At 47.9% G+C, this 18770-nt stretch carries 21 protein-coding genes; 6 read left to right on the forward strand and 15 right to left on the reverse strand.

Annotation, left to right across the window (positions count from 1 at the left end):
- Nucleotides 1-1077 precede the first annotated feature (1077 nt).
- Together TY10_RS29885 and TY10_RS29890 are read right to left on the reverse strand one after the other, a co-directional pair.
- Nucleotides 1078-1317, reverse strand: a complete 240-nt coding sequence (locus TY10_RS29885; protein WP_052350566.1) for a TetR-like C-terminal domain-containing protein — start codon at nucleotides 1315-1317, stop codon at nucleotides 1078-1080.
- 19 nt (nucleotides 1318-1336) lie between these two features.
- A complete protein-coding gene (locus TY10_RS29890; RefSeq protein ID WP_052350567.1) occupies nucleotides 1337-1684 on the reverse strand; it encodes a TetR/AcrR family transcriptional regulator in 348 nt (115 codons plus the stop codon).
- Nucleotides 1685-1862: 178 nt separating this feature from the next.
- Here TY10_RS29890 and TY10_RS15750 point away from each other — a divergent pair, with 178 nt between their 5' ends.
- A complete protein-coding gene (locus tag TY10_RS15750; protein ID WP_042165389.1) occupies nucleotides 1863-3086 on the forward strand; it encodes a YhgE/Pip domain-containing protein in 1224 nt (407 codons plus the stop codon).
- Between the two features lie 72 nt (nucleotides 3087-3158).
- Here the strand turns inward: TY10_RS15750 and TY10_RS15755 are convergent, their stop codons facing one another.
- Both TY10_RS15755 and TY10_RS15760 read right to left on the reverse strand, forming a co-directional pair.
- On the reverse strand, nucleotides 3159-3668 hold the full coding sequence (locus TY10_RS15755; RefSeq protein WP_042165391.1) for a PCYCGC motif-containing (lipo)protein: 510 nt from the start codon (nucleotides 3666-3668) through the stop codon (nucleotides 3159-3161).
- Between the two features lie 51 nt (nucleotides 3669-3719).
- Nucleotides 3720-4556 (reverse strand): alpha/beta hydrolase, encoded by an 837-nt coding sequence (locus tag TY10_RS15760; RefSeq protein WP_042165393.1) that lies wholly within the window; start codon nucleotides 4554-4556, stop codon nucleotides 3720-3722.
- 400 nt (nucleotides 4557-4956) lie between these two features.
- On the opposite strand from TY10_RS15760, the gene TY10_RS15765 reads away from it, so the two are divergent.
- Nucleotides 4957-5913 (forward strand): alpha/beta hydrolase, encoded by a 957-nt coding sequence (locus tag TY10_RS15765; RefSeq protein ID WP_042165397.1) that lies wholly within the window; start codon nucleotides 4957-4959, stop codon nucleotides 5911-5913.
- 662 nt (nucleotides 5914-6575) lie between these two features.
- Here TY10_RS15765 and TY10_RS30480 read toward each other — a convergent pair.
- The 4 genes from TY10_RS30480 to hxlA form a co-directional block, all read right to left on the reverse strand.
- A complete protein-coding gene (locus TY10_RS30480) occupies nucleotides 6576-6749 on the reverse strand; it encodes a hypothetical protein (protein ID WP_155985892.1) in 174 nt (57 codons plus the stop codon).
- Nucleotides 6750-6877: 128 nt separating this feature from the next.
- Nucleotides 6878-7138, reverse strand: coding sequence for an S-layer homology domain-containing protein (locus TY10_RS15775; RefSeq protein ID WP_155985894.1), 261 nt, complete (start codon nucleotides 7136-7138; stop codon nucleotides 6878-6880).
- Between the two features lie 350 nt (nucleotides 7139-7488).
- Nucleotides 7489-8046, reverse strand: a complete 558-nt coding sequence (gene hxlB, locus TY10_RS15780) for a 6-phospho-3-hexuloisomerase (protein WP_042165405.1) — start codon at nucleotides 8044-8046, stop codon at nucleotides 7489-7491.
- A gap of 7 nt (nucleotides 8047-8053) precedes the next feature.
- Nucleotides 8054-8686 (reverse strand): 3-hexulose-6-phosphate synthase, encoded by a 633-nt coding sequence (gene hxlA / locus TY10_RS15785; RefSeq protein ID WP_042165407.1) that lies wholly within the window; start codon nucleotides 8684-8686, stop codon nucleotides 8054-8056.
- A 191-nt stretch (nucleotides 8687-8877) separates the two neighbouring features.
- Here hxlA and TY10_RS15790 point away from each other — a divergent pair, with 191 nt between their 5' ends.
- Nucleotides 8878-9255, forward strand: coding sequence for a winged helix-turn-helix transcriptional regulator (locus tag TY10_RS15790; protein ID WP_042165408.1), 378 nt, complete (start codon nucleotides 8878-8880; stop codon nucleotides 9253-9255).
- A gap of 95 nt (nucleotides 9256-9350) precedes the next feature.
- Here TY10_RS15790 and argC read toward each other — a convergent pair whose 3' ends face one another.
- Nucleotides 9351-10298 carry an N-acetyl-gamma-glutamyl-phosphate reductase gene (gene argC / locus TY10_RS15795; protein ID WP_042165410.1) on the reverse strand — a complete coding sequence of 316 codons (948 nt, stop codon included), beginning with the start codon at nucleotides 10296-10298 and terminating at the stop codon, nucleotides 9351-9353.
- 532 nt (nucleotides 10299-10830) lie between these two features.
- Nucleotides 10831-11190 carry a HesB/IscA family protein gene (locus tag TY10_RS15805; RefSeq protein WP_042165415.1) on the reverse strand — a complete coding sequence of 120 codons (360 nt, stop codon included), beginning with the start codon at nucleotides 11188-11190 and terminating at the stop codon, nucleotides 10831-10833.
- Between the two features lie 403 nt (nucleotides 11191-11593).
- On the opposite strand from TY10_RS15805, the gene mqnE reads away from it, so the two are divergent.
- Together mqnE and TY10_RS15815 are read left to right on the forward strand one after the other, a co-directional pair.
- Nucleotides 11594-12697 (forward strand): aminofutalosine synthase MqnE, encoded by a 1104-nt coding sequence (gene mqnE / locus TY10_RS15810; RefSeq protein ID WP_042165418.1) that lies wholly within the window; start codon nucleotides 11594-11596, stop codon nucleotides 12695-12697.
- 75 nt (nucleotides 12698-12772) lie between these two features.
- Nucleotides 12773-13843 (forward strand): NAD(P)/FAD-dependent oxidoreductase, encoded by a 1071-nt coding sequence (locus TY10_RS15815; RefSeq protein ID WP_042165420.1) that lies wholly within the window; start codon nucleotides 12773-12775, stop codon nucleotides 13841-13843.
- 6 nt (nucleotides 13844-13849) lie between these two features.
- On the opposite strand, the gene TY10_RS15820 is transcribed toward TY10_RS15815, so the two are convergent.
- Nucleotides 13850-14113 carry a DUF1450 domain-containing protein gene (locus TY10_RS15820; protein WP_081735309.1) on the reverse strand — a complete coding sequence of 88 codons (264 nt, stop codon included), beginning with the start codon at nucleotides 14111-14113 and terminating at the stop codon, nucleotides 13850-13852.
- An 86-nt stretch (nucleotides 14114-14199) separates the two neighbouring features.
- On the opposite strand from TY10_RS15820, the gene TY10_RS15825 reads away from it, so the two are divergent.
- A complete protein-coding gene (locus TY10_RS15825; protein WP_042165422.1) occupies nucleotides 14200-14445 on the forward strand; it encodes a NifU family protein in 246 nt (81 codons plus the stop codon).
- A 59-nt stretch (nucleotides 14446-14504) separates the two neighbouring features.
- On the opposite strand, the gene TY10_RS15830 is transcribed toward TY10_RS15825, so the two are convergent.
- Genes TY10_RS15830 through TY10_RS15845 form a run of 4 tightly spaced genes read right to left on the reverse strand, consistent with a single transcriptional unit; the run spans nucleotide 14505 to nucleotide 18743 of the window.
- Entirely contained in the window at nucleotides 14505-15275 is a 771-nt protein-coding gene (locus tag TY10_RS15830) for an SDR family oxidoreductase (protein WP_042165766.1), read from the reverse strand.
- 25 nt (nucleotides 15276-15300) lie between these two features.
- Nucleotides 15301-16014 carry a Cthe_2314 family HEPN domain-containing protein gene (locus tag TY10_RS15835; protein WP_042165424.1) on the reverse strand — a complete coding sequence of 238 codons (714 nt, stop codon included), beginning with the start codon at nucleotides 16012-16014 and terminating at the stop codon, nucleotides 15301-15303.
- A 33-nt stretch (nucleotides 16015-16047) separates the two neighbouring features.
- Nucleotides 16048-17814, reverse strand: coding sequence for a UbiD family decarboxylase (locus TY10_RS15840; RefSeq protein WP_042165426.1), 1767 nt, complete (start codon nucleotides 17812-17814; stop codon nucleotides 16048-16050).
- Nucleotides 17811-18743, reverse strand: coding sequence for a COX15/CtaA family protein (locus tag TY10_RS15845; RefSeq protein WP_042165429.1), 933 nt, complete (start codon nucleotides 18741-18743; stop codon nucleotides 17811-17813). Before TY10_RS15845 ends, TY10_RS15840 begins: the two co-directional genes overlap by 4 nt.
- Nucleotides 18744-18770: the final 27 nt, after the last annotated feature.

The following is an 18770-nucleotide window of genomic DNA, read 5'->3' on the forward strand; positions in this document are numbered from 1 at the left end:
AAAGAACGAAGCTAGCTTCGCTATTTAACGCAGGTCGGTTCGCAAATTATGCGGTATAGAACCCCATCTGGGGCGACTCTCCAGTATTTGCGAAGAAAATTTCGCTTTTGGAGAAGCTGCGTTCACCAGTTGCGAAGTTTGCTTCGCTGCAGCTTATATTGCCACTATTTTGCTCTCATACAGCGAACTTTGATTCGCTCTTTTGCGAACCAGGTTCGCTATAGGGTAAATACTTACTAATCAAACGGTTCAATTCCGTTTGACTAGCCATATCCCGAGGTTTCCCCCGGAAATTCACAATATCATCAAGCCGGTTACCAAAAAACGAAGCAGCTTCGCTATTTAACGCAGGCCGGTTCGCTAATTATGCGGTATAGAACCCTATCTGGGGCCACTCTCCAGTATTAACGAAGAGAATTTCGCTTTTAGAGAAGCTACGTTCACCAGTTGCGAAGTTTGCTTCGCTGTAGCTTATGTAAACACGATTTGGTACTTATATAGCGAACTTTGATTCATTCTTTTGCGAACCAGGTTCGCTATAGAGTAAATACTTACTAATCACACGGTTTTATTCCGTTTGACTAGCCATACCCGAGGTTTCCCCCGGAAATTCACAATACCATCAAGCCGGTTGCCAGAGAACGAAGAAGCTTCGCTATTTAACGCAGGTCGGTTCGCAAATTATGCGGTATAGAACCCCATCTGGGGCGACTCTCCAGTATTAGCGAAGAGAATTTCGCTTTTGGAGAAGCTACGTTCACCAGTTGCGAAGTTTGCTTCGCTGCAGCTTATGTAAACACGATTTGGTACTTATATAGCGAATCTTGATTCGTTCTTTTGCGAAGCAGGTTCGCTAATATACGGCAGAACACCCTAATACAACGCTACACCGGGCTCTGGGAGCTGCGCCTGATAAGAAGTGTTTGTTAGGGCAAACGCCATACGTGCGTGGTTCTGACAGATTGGAGCATTAGTAATACCTTCATTTTAGGAGCCGCAGTTGAGAAGTTCACTAAATGTCAGTTTCTCTCTACTCACAATATCCGGCTCCTTCCTTACCATCGCCATGCTGGTTCGTTATTCAATGATACGAGTAACGGCCAGAGGTCCACGGTACATAATTCGGGTAAGCAGTAAAGCAAGCTCCTCGACCGGGAGGCTCATGCCACTGTGAATCCAGTGCGTTAACATGCCGATGTTGGCTGAGGTCATAAAAGCAATCAAATATTCTTTTGGAAAACTCGGATCGCGTTCGCCTACTAGTTTCATAAACGTCTGGTTGTACAAGCGCTCGGTCATAAATTCCCTGATCTGCATCGGAAACCGGGCATCCCCATTAGGTCCCAATATGACACGGCAAAAAATCAGCATGCTCGGCAAAATAATTAAGCACGTTCAAACTAACTGGATAAATTTGATCCTTCTCGGCGTAGCGGATCATATCCAACGGATTCAAATGACTCATAGTCTCTGTAAGACCTACAAAAACCTCCTGTTTGATCTGTTCCATCAGATCCGGCACATCCCGGTAATGCAAATAAAAGGTCCCCCGGTTAATTTCCGCCTTCTCGGTCAAATCAATTACAGTAACCCGTTCAAGTCCTCTTTCATCGACAAGCTCAAGCAAGGCTGTCCGAAGCAGACGCCTCGTTCTTTTTTTGCGCAAATCCGTTTTTTCTCCCATCAGCCGAACTCCTTTTTTCAAATTAATAAACAGAGGAAACTCAAAGTGCCGAATACTCGACAAATGGAGCAAGATTGATTATTGAATGGATACTTAACATCCTTATAATTAACATTGTGATCTTTAATAAACAGTTTGTCTATTATTTAACGAAAGAGAAAAAGGAGAGAAATGAACGATGAATGCTTCGAAAAACATGCTGCGCAATAAATGGGTATGGCTCGGATTAGTTTTAGTGATCGGCGTTATTTTTATTATCGGTTTGGCTCAGTTAGGTTCCTCCTCCAATCCAGTGCCAAAAAACATGCCGGTAGCTCTCGTCTCGCTTGATAGGGATGTGCAGCTGCCTAACGGTCAGACGCTGGCTATTGGAAAAATGATTGAACAACAGCTCATGACTGCTGCACCTGCCCAAGGTACAGAACCTCCGCTTAAGTGGGAACGGGTTGACAGTAAAGCTAGCGCAATACAAGGTCTCGACGAGAAAAAATATTACAGTGTGCTGATTCTGCCGGAATCGCTCAGCGCCAACATTGCTACGTTGTTCAGTCCACAGCCAAAAGCTGCAACGATTGAGGTTTATCTCAATCAGGGCATGAACGTGACCGGTGCTAACCTCGTCTCCCAAATCATCGGCAAAATCGGCGAAGGTATGAATAGCCAATTGCGCAAACAAATACTGGAGGGCATAAAAGTCCAAGGTGATGTGTTGAACAGTGCTCAAGCTGCCGCACTTGCTTCACCTGTCATACTGCAGACAGAGACCGTAAATCCCGTACCGTCACACAGCGCCAATGGAAACGCACCAGTAGCGTTTACCGTTCTCGCATGGTTTGGTGCGATCATCGCATCCGTACTCACCTTTCAGGCTTCCGCCAAAGCCCGTTCCTTCAGCAGGCTAAACAATGCAGGCGTTGCTGTCTCGCAAGCCGTTATCGGCCTGCTTTATGCACTGGTGTCACTGGGCGCAACACTATTGCTAGCCAAAACAACCTTAGGAATGACGATTGCGGACAGCTGGCAATTCAATATTTACTTTACGTTCATTAGCTATTGCTTCTTTCTGATGCAATCCTGTCTGTTGAACTGGCTCGGCATGGGCGGAATGCCGGTTATGATTCTAATCTTCTTCTTTGGCTCACCGATACTTGGATTACCTTCTCAAATGCTGCCTGCCATTTCGCAGGATTGGCTGTACTCATGGATTCCCCTTCGCTTCGGTACTGAAATTATACGCGAAGTGCTTTACTTCGGCGGCAGCTCGTTCTCCTCTACGTCTGCAGTTACTCTAATTATTATTGGAGCTATCTCCCTATGCCTGTCGCTGTTGGCCGCAGTGTTCAAGCCTTATAAAAACAAGGAGAAGAGTGGAGCAGCAACGGAAAGTAAACTTGCTGTTTAAACGGACTCACTAAATAAAAAGAAGGCAGGAACCGTTTTGTCTGGTTTCCTGCCCTTCTTTGCTTCGTCTGTATTAGGCCGTTGGCATTTTCGTATCGGTTGGCTTGGCAAAGCCTTTCCCATAAGCCTCATCGATCCACTCGCGGATTTCAAGCGTCGTTTTGCCCGCTTGCTTCATCGTTACCGCCTGTGCAGCAATTTTCAAGCAGACGCCGCAGCGCGTTCCATGATCATCCCATACTACTGAACCATTGTCTTTCAATTCCGCGATAAAACAATTCAAATTGCTCTTATGATTAGCGCTCTCGCCGCATCCGCAGAAGCAAGGAATCCACTCCAGCAAGTCAGCAGCTTGTCCCGCCGCCTGATACACAATTCGCATATCCTCGCTTTGACCGTCCAAAAATTTCGGGAGCACAGCAGCAGATGCCGTCTCCTCCTGTAAATCGCCATTTACAGCGTGACTGCCATGCCCGTCATTTCCATGACCAGCGTGCTCGTTGTTTGGACTGCCTCCGTTGTTTCCGCCGCAGGCGGATAACAAAACAAGCGACAGCAAAGCCAAAATCGCAAGCTTTTTCATCGTTTCCTACCCCATCCCCTATTGTAAATCGCTAGTACCGATTGATTTAAATTATTCCTGCAGCTGCCGCTCTACGATTGGCTGCTCGTCCACAAACCCTCTCCGTTTGAGCCAGTTCGCACAATTAAGCGTCCAAGTATGCGCCTCTGGATGATCATAGGCAAGTCCAAGACCATGATGTCCGCTCTCATAGACATGCAGATCGAATGGCACGCCATGTTCGCTTAGCGCTTGCGAGAACATTAAGCTATTTTGTACAGAAACACCGCTGTCGTCAGCAGTATGCCACAGAAAAGCTGGCGGTGTATCGGACGTTACGTGCAGCTCGCCTGACAGTAAGTCACGCTGCTGCTGGGACGAATCCTCGCCAAGCAGATTCAGCAATGACCCCGCATGGGTGTGCTTCCCTAATGAAATAACGGGATAGCACAATACCATGAGATCCGGCCTGCTGCTGACCCGTTCCACAGGATCGGCACTCGATGAGTCGCCGGCATCATAATGCGTACCTGCAGTGGATGCAAGATGACCACCCGCCGAGAACCCTAATATGCCGATGCGATCCGGATCTACACCGAATTCCGCAGCCCGGCTGCGTACAAGGCGGAGAGCCCGCTTCGCATCATTTAGCGGATGCGGATGCTGATTAGGAGCAACCCGGTAATCCAATACAAAAGCATGCAAACCAATATCGTTCAACCATTCTGCTATAGGTCTTCCTTCATGTTCCGCTCGGTAAGCATAACCCCCGCCTGGCAGCACGACAATAGCCGCGAGCGGCTTGTCCGATGCCTTCAAGTATGGGGTCAAAAACGGAATTTCACTAGCCTCATCAATCGCACCCTCTGGCCAAATCGCAAATTTCTCCAATTCTTTGGGCACCTCCATTAAAGCGTTGTCATCTTATGATAACAGGTTGCTGGATCTTTTTACAGATAGGATTGAATCGGTGGAGCTATTGCATTTCATAATCATTCTTGAAGGAGAGATTCCCTTGAAAAAACTTACCTATTGGGAGAAAAGACTTCTGATCAGCTTAACGGCCTTTGCTGTAATCGGTATTATCGCCTATATCAGCAAGCATTTTTGACTGTCGGTATGTGCATTAGAGCAATTCGGTAAAAATGGACACAAGCACCTTTCCATTTGATCATGGAGGGTGCTTCTTGCTATCATTAGAATTAGCTATCATTAGCCACAGTCTCCCGGAAGCTACGGAATGGATCTCGCGTTCGCCTGCCTTGCATGCCTACGTGCAGCATCCATTCACCGACAAGGGAGGTTATGTATGTTAAAAAGGATGTTGAAGTTGGTACTTTCCATTGCGGCTATTTTATTCATCGTTATTACAGGAGCGAGCTTTTATTTCTACAATGTCGCGATTGCAAGGGATGATAAAAGCTTCCTTAACGGCAATCCCGATCTCGCTGTTACTACAGCGGCTGCAGAGGCAGATGTTATCGACGGGGACGAGCATTGGTGGGAGAGACAGCTTTTCGAAGATTGGAAGCTACACTCCGAGGATGGCCTGAACCTGCATGCTTATTATCTCACTGCACCTGCTCCTACCGATAAAACCGTCATTATTGCGCACGGTTATTCCGGCCAAGCCGTAACCATGGGCAAGTTGGCGCAAATGTATAGCGAGAAGCTGGGCTACAACGTTCTGTTGCCTGACGCCCGTGGCCATGGAAGAAGCGAAGGGCGCTATATCGGCTTTGGCTGGCCGGAGCGCAGAGATTACCTCGGATGGATTGCAAATGTGCTTGATCGCAGTGGAAGCAACTCTCAAATTGTGCTGCATGGCATCTCCATGGGCGGTGCGACCGTAATGATGACCAGCGGCGAGGAGCTTCCGTCTCAAGTGAAAGCCATTATAGAAGATTGCGGCTATACTTCCGTACAAGATGAATTATCTTATCAGTTAAAACGGATGTATCGCCTGCCGTCCTTTCCGCTGCTGCATTCAACCAGCCTGTTGACCAAAATACGAGCCGGCTACGCTTTTAATGAAGCTTCAGCTTTAAAGCAAGTGAAAAAAACGGATACGCCGATGCTGTTCATCCACGGCGATGCGGACTTGTTCGTACCGACTGACATGGTCTACGAGCTGTACGAGAACGGCCCGGAGCATAAGAAGAAGCTTTATGTCGTGCCGGGAGCCGGTCACGGCCAGGCTAGGAAGACCGACCCGGTCACCTATGACCGTGAGGTGTCGGAGTTTATCGGGGCATATGTGAAGTAGCTCAGCTTGAACTCGAATCGCTAAGCTCACCCTGATAGCATACTTCCGGGGTCGCTGCGTGATTCGGTTCATGCCGCTATTCTTGATTCCATTGTTCCATCGCTTTCACGATGATTAAATGGATTGAATCTGCAAAAAATCGTCCTGAACTCGAATCATTACGCTCACCCTTGCTGCATCAGTCCGGGTCTCTACGCGTTTCGGTTCGCTCACCCTTACCCGACAACGAACCGGGTTCGTTAATTAGCGAAGGCTGATTCGCTGATTTGACTGTAAATCATGGATTTGAAGCTGCTCCTCAGCATTAGCAAAGAGATTTTCGCTATTGGCGAAGCTGCGTTCTTGAAAAGCGAAATTTAGTTCGCTGCAGCCGCTGCAAATGCCATTCGGCTCAGTAAGAACGAACTTTGATTCGTTCTTTTGCGAAGCAGCTTCGCTATATTGCTCAGCAGACCTAGTCACTGTCATAAACAGTGCCAGTGTCCTCCTTAAAGAGGTACAGCCCTGAGAAAAACAAAGCAGAACGGCCCTAAAAGCAACCTGCAAAGCATACAGCTTGCGGAAATTACTCTATAAAGCACAAGAGACTGCCTTCGCAGGCAGCCTCTTGTGCTTTTATCGTTTCACAGCCTTCATCAAATGTTGCGGAACGATAATTCTTCTTATCCGATAAATTGGTTAGCATGCATCGTAACTTCCTCGATGCTCACATCTTTTATTTTCTTATCGCGAACATCTTTCCAGTTCTCATAATACTCTTGCTTCATATAGACATTCATATCGAATCTGCCCATGCGGAACATGACTCTATAACCGGTAATTTTATCGCTTGCCATCGATCCCCGTACCCTCCTGACGCTAATTCTTTACATAGATGCCGGAAAATCGCCTACTTTAAATTCCAACTATTCATCACGCCGGAGGCTCAAGATAAATCGTCGATCCGACCTGTTAAACCAGCGCCCTAATAATTGCCGTAATCGCTTGAGCTCGCGTCGTCTGCTCTTTTAGGGTGAAACAAATTCTCACCCGTTCCCGTCATAATATTCAATTCGGCCAGCCGTTGTACGGCTTCCGCGTATTTTTGATCCATTGCTTTAGAATCCGTAAAATGAGGCGAACGAATATTTGCACTGGTATCGTCAATTTGCAGCGGTGCTACAGCTGTCGCCAGCATACCCGCCATCTCCTCCCGCGTCAAGGGCCGTTCGGATCTTACCTTCAATTACCGGGCCCACATACGCCCATGCCATTCTTTTCAAATCAGCTGGCCATACAACTAATAGAGGGCCAAGCTGATTCAAACAACCCGTATTTTCACGATTTCATCCCATTCGTCATTGAAAAAATCTTCTACAGCACACTAACTTATTTTACCATCACCAACGTGAAGTAGGCTATTGAAAATTAGAGTTTCCTCGTATAGAGCAAAATTTGACTCATTCTTTTACGATACAGGTTCGCTATTACTCGTATTTCCAGCCACCGTTCCTCCAACAAAAAAATAAGCCGTTCTCCAAAATAGGAAAACGGCTTAACTCAATAACTATCAGGCGAGCAGTTCCAGCATTTCTTTTACTCCAAATTAGCATGTCTGGCATACATTGTCGCGGAATCCAAATGCCGGCTCTCCATTAATTTCAAAACAACCGCGTCGCAATACAATAGCAGGGTTTGCTCGAACAAGGCTCCCATAGGCTGGATGGTCTTGTATCCATCGCCTGATTGGTCTTTCGGAGAGCCTGGCAATTTGATGATGATATCTGCCATTTTTCCTATGGTGGATTCAGGGGAAATCGTTATAAGCGCAACCGTTCCGCCCAAGCTTTTCGCTTTGTCTACCATGGAGACCAGACTGCTGGTCCCGCCCGAGCCGGATCCAATAATAAGTAGATTATCTTTTCCTAAGCTTGGGGTTACCGTCTCGCCTACCACATACACTTCGATCCCCATTTGCATCATGCGCATGGCAAAAGCACGCATCATCAGCCCTGATCTTCCCGCACCGGCTACAAAAACTTTGCCCGCTCGAAGGATATGATCTACCAGTTGGTCGGCTTCTTCCTCTGCAATGAGAGCTGTCGTCTGATTCAGCTCTTTTACAATTACAGCTGCATACTCAATCGTTTGCATAGGGGCATTATCCTTGCTTGATTAATTTTTGCATTTCAGCAGCTGTAGCCGGCTTATCTTCCGAACCGGTAATTCCGCCGCCTACAATAATAAGGTCCGGCTTCGCCTTAATGACCTCCGGCAGGGTGCTTAGCTTAATACCGCCTGCGACTGCTACCTTAGCATGCTTCACGACGCGCTTGATCGTCATCAGATCTTCAAAAGAGTTTTTACCGATCGCTTGAAGATCGTAGCCCGTATGCACACAGATGTAATCGACCCCAAACGCATCAAGCTCCTTCGCCCGTCCTTCAATGTCATGAACGCCAATCATATCCACCAGAATTTGCTTCTGTTGATTCTTAGCCTCTTCCACTGCCCCCTTGATCGTCATATCTTCAGCTACGCCAAGGATCGTAATAATGTCAGCACCGGCTTCAGATGCCTTCATCACTTCATAACCTGCCGCATCCATCACTTTGAGGTCAGCCAGCACTTTCAAATCAGGGAATGCCTCTTTAATTTCCTTCACCGCTCTCAGTCCCTCATTAATAACGACTGGCGTACCGATCTCAACGATATCGATATAAGGCGCCACTTCTTTGATCAGTTCCTTCGCTTCCGGGATATTGACAAGGTCTAATGCTAGTTGCAGTTCCATCTATAATCCTCTCCTTATGCATTTTATTTATGGAATGATTCTTTGGTATAATGATGCGACTGTCTCATTTCAAAATCTTGCGAATTGCCGGCTGTTCAAATACTAAAGGATGTCTTCACAAAAAAGAAGAATGCACTTTAATGTGCGGTAGTTACAAAAAAGTAACCTTTGTGCGGGGAGGGGAAAGTCAGATGTCCGATCTAAGAAAAGAAATTATGGATAAGGTCAGCAACGGGGATTTCAACTGTGAAAAAGAATTAACGCTGTCCGTTATCGGCGGCAAGTGGAAATTAATCATTTTGTGGCATCTCGGAAAACAAGGTCCCCAGCGCTTCAGTGAGCTTCAGAGGCTGCTGCCGAAAATTACACATAAAATGTTAACCAGCCAGCTGAAAGAATTAATGGATGATGGCATTATTCATCGAGAAGTATTTCCGGAAGTGCCTCCAAGAGTCGAATATTCGATGACAGGGCTTGGCATGACGCTGCTGCCGATTCTGGAGATGATGTACACATGGGGCAGAAACCGAATAACGGATATCAAACAAATGCAGGAACAGCCTTTATAACAATATGGATAGATGTGCTGGCACAAAAAAACGGACTCGCCTTAAAAAAGGCAAGTCCGTTTTGTATTTAGCTTTTAATGAGGGCTCATTAACCGTTATAACAAACCATTACTTTCATCGAATCCGAGCATGAGATTCATATTTTGTACAGCGGCTCCTGAGGCCCCTTTGCCTAAATTATCGTATCTTGAAATAATATTGATTTTGTCTCCTTTCCCAAAGACAAAAATTTCGAGCTGGTTCGTATCATTACACTCGGACAGCATAAAATGGCCTTCATCGAGGTAAGCCTCTGAATCGTACGGCATGACATGAACGAAGCGCTCTCCTTCATAGTATGCGGACAATGCTTCATGAACATCTTTTGCAGAAGCGTCCTTCATATACCTGCCAGTTAACGGAATCGACATCGCTATACCTTGAGCATAATTCGCTTTGACAGGTGTAAATATCGGCTCAAATGCAAGTCCGGAATACAGCTTCATCTCAGGAAGGTGCTTATGATTGAGCTGCATGGAATAATGCCGGGGCACATCCAGCTTTTTCTCAGCCGCGATGGTTGCATTCTCGTATTCCTCTATCCCGCTTCTGCCAGCCCCTGAATAGCCTGTCACAGAGCTACACGTAACCGGGTAATCCTGCGGAAGAATGCCAGCCTCAATCAATGGCCGAATGGACAAAATAAGACCAGTAGCATGACAGCCCGGAACAGAAACTCTGGTTGCCCTGCGGATCAATTCACGATGATTTTTCAGCTCAGGCAGCCCATAAACCCAGTTACGATCCGTTCTAAAAGCGGTACTGGCGTTAATAATTTTCGTTTTTTCATTCGTCACAAGCGCAACGGACTCTTGTGCAGCCGAATCCGGAAGACATAGAAAGACAAGATCCGCTGCATTCAATAACCGGCTTCGTGCCTCGATATCTTTTCTTTTATCAGAGTCTATTCTTAGAATCTCGATATTCGATTGTTTGGATAAATACTCAAAAATCTTCAAACCCGTCGTACCTTCTTGCCCGTCAACAAACACTTTATACGGCATGATCATCACCCTCAAATGAATAATTATTCTTGATAATGATTAATTATACATTCCGAGTTTAATTTATTCAATCGAGAGCTTATAGGATCAACAGAAAACTTGTAGCTCATGGATGCTGTATGAGGTATACTATGGAAGTCGAAACGCGAATTTTGCGTCCGCTGGGGTCGGCCTCCTAACGCTGATGATGACAAGCCTTTATGCAATTTTACCGCTTCTGTATAAGTTCACGAAGAAAGTAATGAAAGCCGTGAAGAAAATTACAAAAGAGGTGAAGAAAACAATGAAAAAACTTGCTTACCCCGCTTTCGTATTAGCTGTTGTATTAGGAATTTCTGCCGATCCTACTTATAGACTAATCTACTGATGAGCTCGTGAAAGCCGAGCGAAAAGTAAACCAGCGGCCGCTCAATGAGCGGTTTTTTTATTACATTTTACAAACAGACAGACGTAAAAACCTCCCTAACGACGATCGTTAGAGAGGTTTATGCTGTAGCTATTTATATGGAAATGTTAATGCGCCGCTAAGCTCTTAGCAAGGATCAGCAGCCGGATTGCCCGCTGCCGTAGCTGTACGGAACGACGACCCACAACCACAGGTAGCAGTTGCATTCGGATTGTCAATCGTAAAGCCCCCGCCCATCGCGGAGTCCTTCCAATCGATCAGAAGGCCATTCAAATATTTCATGCTTTCCTCGTCCACGACGACCTTCATACCGGACAATTCAAGCGATTTATCGCTGTCGCTTTCCTCGTCATCGAAGCCCATGCCGTAGGAGAAGCCGCTGCAGCCGCCTTCCTTAACGCCAATCCGTAGAAACAAGCCCGGCGTGCCTTCCTCTTCCAGCATTTCTTTTATTTTATCTGTTGCCGAATCACTAATTGTGATCATGCCTCATCCCTCCAATTTTCACTAATTGCATCCTTCAGGCCGCTGTAGAACAGCCGTTACCTACCTGTAGTATACTCCTCTTCCGCCGCTTCCTCAAGAGAATAACGCCTGTCTCATCGGGCATAAAGTGTAACAATCATGTAAGCGCAGTGAATTCACTTTAATGGTTGCCCCTGTTTCGGAACAGGTTTATAATAATGACAGCTTCTTAATCGTTATAGCAAGTTCTTTTTTTCACAATCGTATTCGACAAACGAATCGAATCGCTATAGGATTCCCTTCGCACAAAAGCTGCGCCTCCTACTCGAGACGCGGCAAGCTTTTCGTTACGCCAGTTATATAGAAGCGTATGTAGTTAGATGATGTCTATACGGACTGTATTTAGACAAAGGAGGCTGTCAGCATGAACATAGCTGTACAAAGCGAGAATAAGCAAATGCAGGAAATCGTTGAGAAGGTTCGCCGGGGCGAAAGGCTCACGCTGGAAGACGGTGTGTTTCTGTACAAATCCGACGATCTGCTCACAATCGGACAGTTGGCAAACGAAGCCAATTTGCAAAAGAACGGTAAAAGGGTTTATTTTATCGAAAATATGAGCCTCTACTTCACGAACGTATGCGAAGCGCATTGCGCATTCTGCAATTTCCGCAAGGATGAAGGCCAGGAAGGCGCCTATACGCTTAGCGGCGAACAGATGATTGAATACGTCGAGAAGCATATTCACCCGGGCGTACGCGAGTTTCATATCGTAGGCGGCCACAATCCGCATGTGCCTTTCCAATATTACGTCGACTCCATCAAAGCGTTGCATGAAAAATATCCGGATGTCACTCTAAAAGCATATACTGCAGCCGAGATTGATTTCTTCTCGCGCATCAGCGGATTGAGCTATAAAGAGGTGCTGCAGGAGTTGATGAAGGTTGGCCTGAAATCGCTGACCGGCGGCGGCGCAGAGATTTTATCCGATCAATACCGCAAAAAAATGCGCGTCGACAAAGCCGATGTGAGTCAGTATCTGGAGGTTCACCGTACGGCACACGAGCTCGGACTGCGCACGCATACGACGATGCTCTACGGTTCCATCGAATCCCATGAAGACCGCATCAAGCATATGCTGCAAATACGGGATCTCCAAGACGAAACAAACGGCTTCCAAGTGTTCATTCCGCTGTCGATGCAGCCGATCAACCCGAAAGCAGGCATACGCCGCCGGAACTCGGCCTTCGAGGACTTGAAGACGATCGCGATCAGCCGTCTCATGCTTGATAATATTCAGCATATTAAAGCTTACTTCATTAATATCGGTACGCAATTGACGCAGGTCTCGCTGACAATGGGCGCCTCCGACGCGCACGGCACGATTGTGAAGGAAAGAATCAGCCACGCAGCTGGCGCATTAACCCCGGAAGGTATTACACGCGAGGATCTGATCTGGCTCATTAAAGGTGCTGGACGCATACCTGTAGAACGGGACACTTTCTATAACGAAATTAAAGTATACGAGTAATTGACCATACGGACGCACATATTAGTATCATAAAATCGGCATCATTACAGACATTTGATAGGGTAGGGAACCGGAATGAGAAAATTTGTGATTTTAGGCGGCGGATACGGAGGTCAAGCTATTGCAGCAGATTTGCTGGATAAGCAGCTCCCGCTTGACGTCGAGATTATACTGATCGACCGTATGCCGCATCAGGGGTTAAAAACGGAGTATTACGCGCTTGCCGCTGGCACGGTATCCGATCTTGAGCTGCGCGTAAAGTTTCCTCACGATCCAAGAATAACGACGAAATACGGTGAAGTAACCGGGCTCGATTTGGATGAAAAAATGGTGCATATTGAAGGACATGATTCCATCGCTTATGAATGGCTGGTCATCGGACTTGGCTGCACGGACAACTATCACGGCATTGAAGGCGCCGAGCAGTTCTCAACGAGCATCCAGACGTTTTCAGCTGCCAGACGTACTTATCAATTGCTCAATGACGTAAAACCATACGGACAAGTATCCATTATTGGCGGGGGCTTGAGCGGGGTTGAAGTTGCAGCTGAGCTTAGAGAAAGCCGTCCGGATCTAAATATCCGGATTATCGATCGCGGGCCAAGCGTTCTGTCGGCTTTTCCCAACCAGCTTCAAAAGTTTGTAGCCGTATGGTTCAAAGAGCATCAAGTGGAGATGCGGAGCCACGTTTCACTTTCCCGTGTCGAGCAAGGCGCATTGTATGATAACAATGCCGGCGAAACAATTCTAACGGACGTGACCGTCTGGACAGCGGGCATCCAGCCTGTTGAGCTCGTTCAACAGCTGAACCTTCCGAAGGACAACCAAGGTCGTCTTATAATTAATGAATGGCATCAGCTGCCGGATCACACCGATGTGTTTGTTGTCGGCGACTGCGCTTCCCTTCCGCTTTCTCCAAGCGGTCAAGCCGCAGGCGCACAAGGCAAGCAGATTGCGGAAGTGATGCATGCGGTATGGCAAGACAAAACGCCTCCTAAGCTTGGCAAGCTCAAGCTCAAGGGCGTTCTCGGATCACTTGGCAAAAAAAGCGGATTTGGGCTTATGGGCGGCACGCCGCTCGTCGGTAAAATTCCGCGTCTCGTGAAAAGCGGCGTGCTCTGGAAGTCGAAACGGCATTTCGGGTAATGCTAATCAGGAGCGTCCTCCGCTCGTTTCTCGTTCGTTATCGCTGCAAGCCTGCTTCATAACCCGTTCCTTAAGCAGCGATATATTGGCAGCCGAGACGATTAAGCCGTCGACAAGCGCGAACGGAAGCAGATAACATTCGCCGCAATTGCCCAGGCAGCCGTATTCGATCACTTGAAGAGAGGTATTCTTCGTAAGCTCCTTCATGAAGGCTTCGGTGCCATCATGGTGCATATTGCCGGCGCAAAATTCGATTGTTGTCTTACTCAATTTTGCTCACCACGCCTTAAAGGTTTGATATCCATTTTCATTCGCTTCACTTTGTACTATAATAGGGGAGAAAGGAGATGATTGCAATGAGTGAACAAGTACAAGACACTATGTACGACGAAGTATTGGACGTACTCGATAAATTGCGTCCGTTCCTGCAGCGTGACGGAGGCGACGTTGAACTCGTGGATGTGGAGGACGGCATCGTTAAACTCCGCTTGATGGGTGCTTGCGGCAGCTGCCCAAGCTCAACGATCACACTGAAAGCCGGTATCGAACGGGCACTGCTCGAAGAGGTAGAAGGCGTTCAAGAAGTCGTTCAAGTATTCTAATTGAAAATAGCGGCGTCAGGATTATCCCTGACGCCGCTATTTTTTTATCTTCGGATTGTCTAAGACAAAATATTGTTGCGGATCGGATCAAAGCCGCCCGTCACATTCATAATATTGCCCGTTAAATAATCCGATTGGGGATGACAGAGAAAGCTGATAACGCGAGCCACATCCTCGCCCGTACCGGGACGGCCAACCGGCGACTCACAATCCTGCTCACCTTTTACTTCCGAGATGGAACGCTCTTTGTTCGCTCCTTTTATATCGCCTGGCCCAACCATATTGACCGTAATGCCATATGGTGCCTCCTCGACAGCAAGCGTCTTTGTGAAGGAGACGAGGCCGGTCTTCGCAGCGGCGTAGACCGCCCTGTGCGGCCATGCCCGGGCTTCACCTGCATGGCCGAATCCCAGATGGATGACTCGTCCCCAGCCTCTCTCCCGCATCCCTGGGAGCAAATGATGATCGAGCAGCATAGCTCCAAGCAGATTGCCGTTCATCAATCGGATAATCATCTGCGGGTCATAATCGGCAAACAACACCCGTTCCCGGATGAAAGGGCCTGCATTGTTAACCAGAATATCGATGCCGCCATTCCAAGCTGCTGCTTCAGCGGCGAGCTTGTCAGCTCCCTCTACAGTTGCAATATCGGCCTGAACGACTGTCGCTTTAACTTTCAGCCCTTCAATTTCCCTCTTCGTCTGCAGCGCTTCTTCCTCGCTATCGACGTAATTCAGTACGATGTGACAGCCCAGCTCAGCAAGCTGAATTGCCGTCCGTTTGCCAAGACCCTTTGCGCTACCTGTAACCAGTGCCGTCCGGCCACTCAGCACCACGAGTATTCCCCCCTCGCAATTAACCTTGCTTGGTTCGCAGCTTGTCACAAGCATATTGGAAGGTGAGCCGGAGTGATTCCGTCACCAGCTCCAATCCTTGCGCCAGATCCGCCGATTGCGAAGCGATGTTTTCCAATTGCACCTCTTCGCCGTACTCTTTGTGGCTTTGCGCCAGGTCATCCTGCATTTCTGAATTCATATAATGAATTTCTACGTTGCGCCGTTTACGCAGCCTGCCAGTGGACTCCTTTAGCTTTTCTTTCACGTCATTCAGCTTCCAGGTCAGATTCGGATGAGCGTTTTTCTCACGCATATTGCGCAGCACGGTAAAATAAGAAAAATGTGCCTTTATCCGCTCCGTCTTCATTCCCAGGAAATCGTTTAGAAAAATGCTTAATTTGTCCATGAGCGAGAACACCCGGATAAACGCGTTTTTGTCAAAATAGACATAACGGCGGTAATCCAGCAGCTCCTCAGCCGACATATCGCTTACGGTATTGGCTTTAATCCGCCCGCGAAAGGCTTGAGCTGCATAGCAACTCTGCTCAAGCTCATTCAAGGAAGCAATCAAGCCTTTAGTCCATATTTCATAAGTTCGAAGTTTGTGATCAGTATCTTTGCCTGCCTCCACCCGGCTTTGCAGCATGGAAATAAAGTTCTCCATCAAGTGAATGGCATTCGCCAAAGAGCCCTCGGCTTTCCGTTCAGACTCCCCAAACATGAATCGCAGCATACGGATCAGCACCCTTCTCTATTAGCCATTTCGTTATTTGTTGAAATATTCCTTCCAGCGATTGTCAACGAGCGAAGAAATATCTTCACGCGGGAACAATTCATCCGGATAGCCCGGCTTCATACGCGCATCAATGACAATCGGCAGCTTGTAGCCAAAGTGGTGACGACGGACCTCCGCATAGGCATAAATATCGTCTGCCGGGTTAAAGCGCGTAAACACCGTCCACAGGAATGGAGTCTGCGCATGCGCAATTTCAGCATCATCAGCCAAAATAATGAGCGGCCATTCCGTGCCGCGCTGCGACAGACGTTCTAATAAACGCTCCGCCAGCTTCGGCTCGGCTTCATAAGAAGCTCCGGATACAACGAGACATCCGCGGCAATACACTTGGGCGTTCGTAATTTCTTCAATCGCGCCTTCTTCATAAATAGCAGGCAGCTTGCGAACCGGCTCGCCGACGCCAAGCATAACGGCCTTGCTGCCGTGATTCAGCTTGCCGCTCGTATAATCTAGTGTGTCATGCGACGTTTCGTCAAATACGAACAGATCGGAATGCGGCTGGAATCGCTCCAGAACCGTCTCCAGCAAGACATCGAATTTAGACAAATCGATAGGCTGATCGGTAATCATTAAGAACTTGGTCAGCGTCAGCTGGCCTTGACCCAAAATGCTAAACGCCGTCGACAATGCCTCACGCGAATAGGATTCCCTTACGACTGCTGCTGCAAGCGCATGAACGCCAGCTTCAGCGTAGGCCCACAGCTCTTTCACACCCGGCATCACCATATTGAAGGCCGGTGAAAGCAGTCGCTGCAAATATTCGCCCAAGTAGTAATCCTCTTGGCGCGGTTTGCCGACAATCGTTGCCGGATAGATCGCATCTTTCCGGTGCCATACATGGTCGACTTCAAACACCGGAAAATCATGCGTTAACGAATAGTAGCCGAAATGGTCGCCAAACGGCCCTTCCGGACGGCGGAGATGCGGCGGCACTTTACCGCTAATTACGAATTCCGCTTGTGACGGAATACGATGTCCGCCTTGCGGATTTTGTACGACGGGAAGCTTGTCTCCCAAGATCAGCGAAGCCATCAACAGCTCAGGCAGATGCTCTGGAAGCGGTGCAATCGCCGATGCGATCAACGCTGGAGGACCGCCCAGGAACACAGATACCGGCAGCGCTTCGTTACGCTGCTCAGCTTCGTAGTAGTGGAAGCCGCCGCCTTTATGTATTTGCCAATGCATGCCCGTTGTCGAATCATCGAAGATTTGCATCCGGTACATGCCCAAATTATGTTTTTTACGGGCTTGCAAGCTTTCGGTATAGACGAGCGGAAGCGTAACGAACGGTCCGCCATCTTCCTGCCAGCTTGTCAGCTTAGGCAATCCTGCAAGCGGACGTTCCTTGCGGAGCGTCTGCAGAATCGGTGCATTCGCCGGAGGTGTTTCCTTCATCCCTACCTTCAGCATGTCCCAAATCAAATTCTTTTCTCCCCAGATCGCCTTCAGCGTAGGCGGCATAATCCGGTCTGTTGCGCCGACAATTTGTTTCATAAGTGCTTCTGGCCGAGGGCCAAATGCAAGATCCACGCGCCGGCTTGTACCAAAAAGATTGGTCACGACAGGAAAAGAGCTGCCCTTCACATTTGTGAACAGCAGCGCTGGTCCTTCCGATTCAATAACGCGACGATGAATTTCAGCCAGCTCCAAATAAGGATCGACCGGTGCGTCGATAATGGCCAAATCATTGTCTTTTTTCAAAACCTCAATAAATTCACGCAAATTGTTAAAAATCAACCGTTATCCGTCCTCTCCTGCAACCGTCTGGAACGTATCAGCATATCGATTAAAATGCCGAACAAACCGGTAATTATTAAGTTATGAAGCAAGCTTGTGAATATAAACCAGTTTTCATTTGTAAGTGTAGCTGTCAGCCATGCGCCGCTTAGTACTTGGCAAACGACGAGCAGTACGGTCCAGCCTGCAGGAATCAACAGACCTGCTTTGCCATTCGTCACCCGGCGGATATGCGTGTACAAGCCCAGTATCGAAAGGCCAAGCAGCATGCCGGCAACGCGGTGAATAAAGACGATCGTTGTCGCCCCTTCGAATTCGGGAATTACCTGTCCGTTACAAAGCGGCCAGCCAAGACACCCGCCTGCTGATTCGGTGTGGCGGATAAATGCCCCCAGATAGACGACTACATAACAAAAAATACATACAGCCAGCACTCTTGGATATACGGACCGCGGAACCGTAAAGACCGCTTGGCGTCCGTTCTTGACCCGATAGGACCATACGACAAGCAGCAGCGTAGCTGCAAATGCAAGCAGTGAGATCCCGAAATGAATGGCCATGATTGGCGGAGATTGCGGCCATAGTACGGCAGCAGCACCCATTAATGCCTGTACAATTGTGAAAAGCAATGCGCCTCCTGCGTAATAAAGCGGCTCTTTAAAGTCGGCCTTATTGGAGCGGAACAGCCGGTAAGTGGCCAGGAAAGCAGCTAATACAAGCAGTCCCTCGAAGCCTGTGACCAGACGGTGCGAATACTCAATTAATGATTCCAGCGTGTAAGAAGGAATAAATTTGCCGTTACAGAGCGGCCAGTCATCTCCACAGCCCCGCCCCGATCCGGTGTTCGTGACTAATGCTCCGGCAAGCAGTACGAGAAGCATTCCGATGCACGATGCGATAGCAAGCGTGCGAAAACGGCCGGTTACCATAATAAAATCACCTTTTTTCGGGTTTTC

Origin of the sequence: Paenibacillus gorillae (genome assembly GCF_000513275.1) — a bacterium.
Classification (GTDB): Bacteria; Bacillota; Bacilli; order Paenibacillales; family Paenibacillaceae; genus Pristimantibacillus; species Pristimantibacillus gorillae.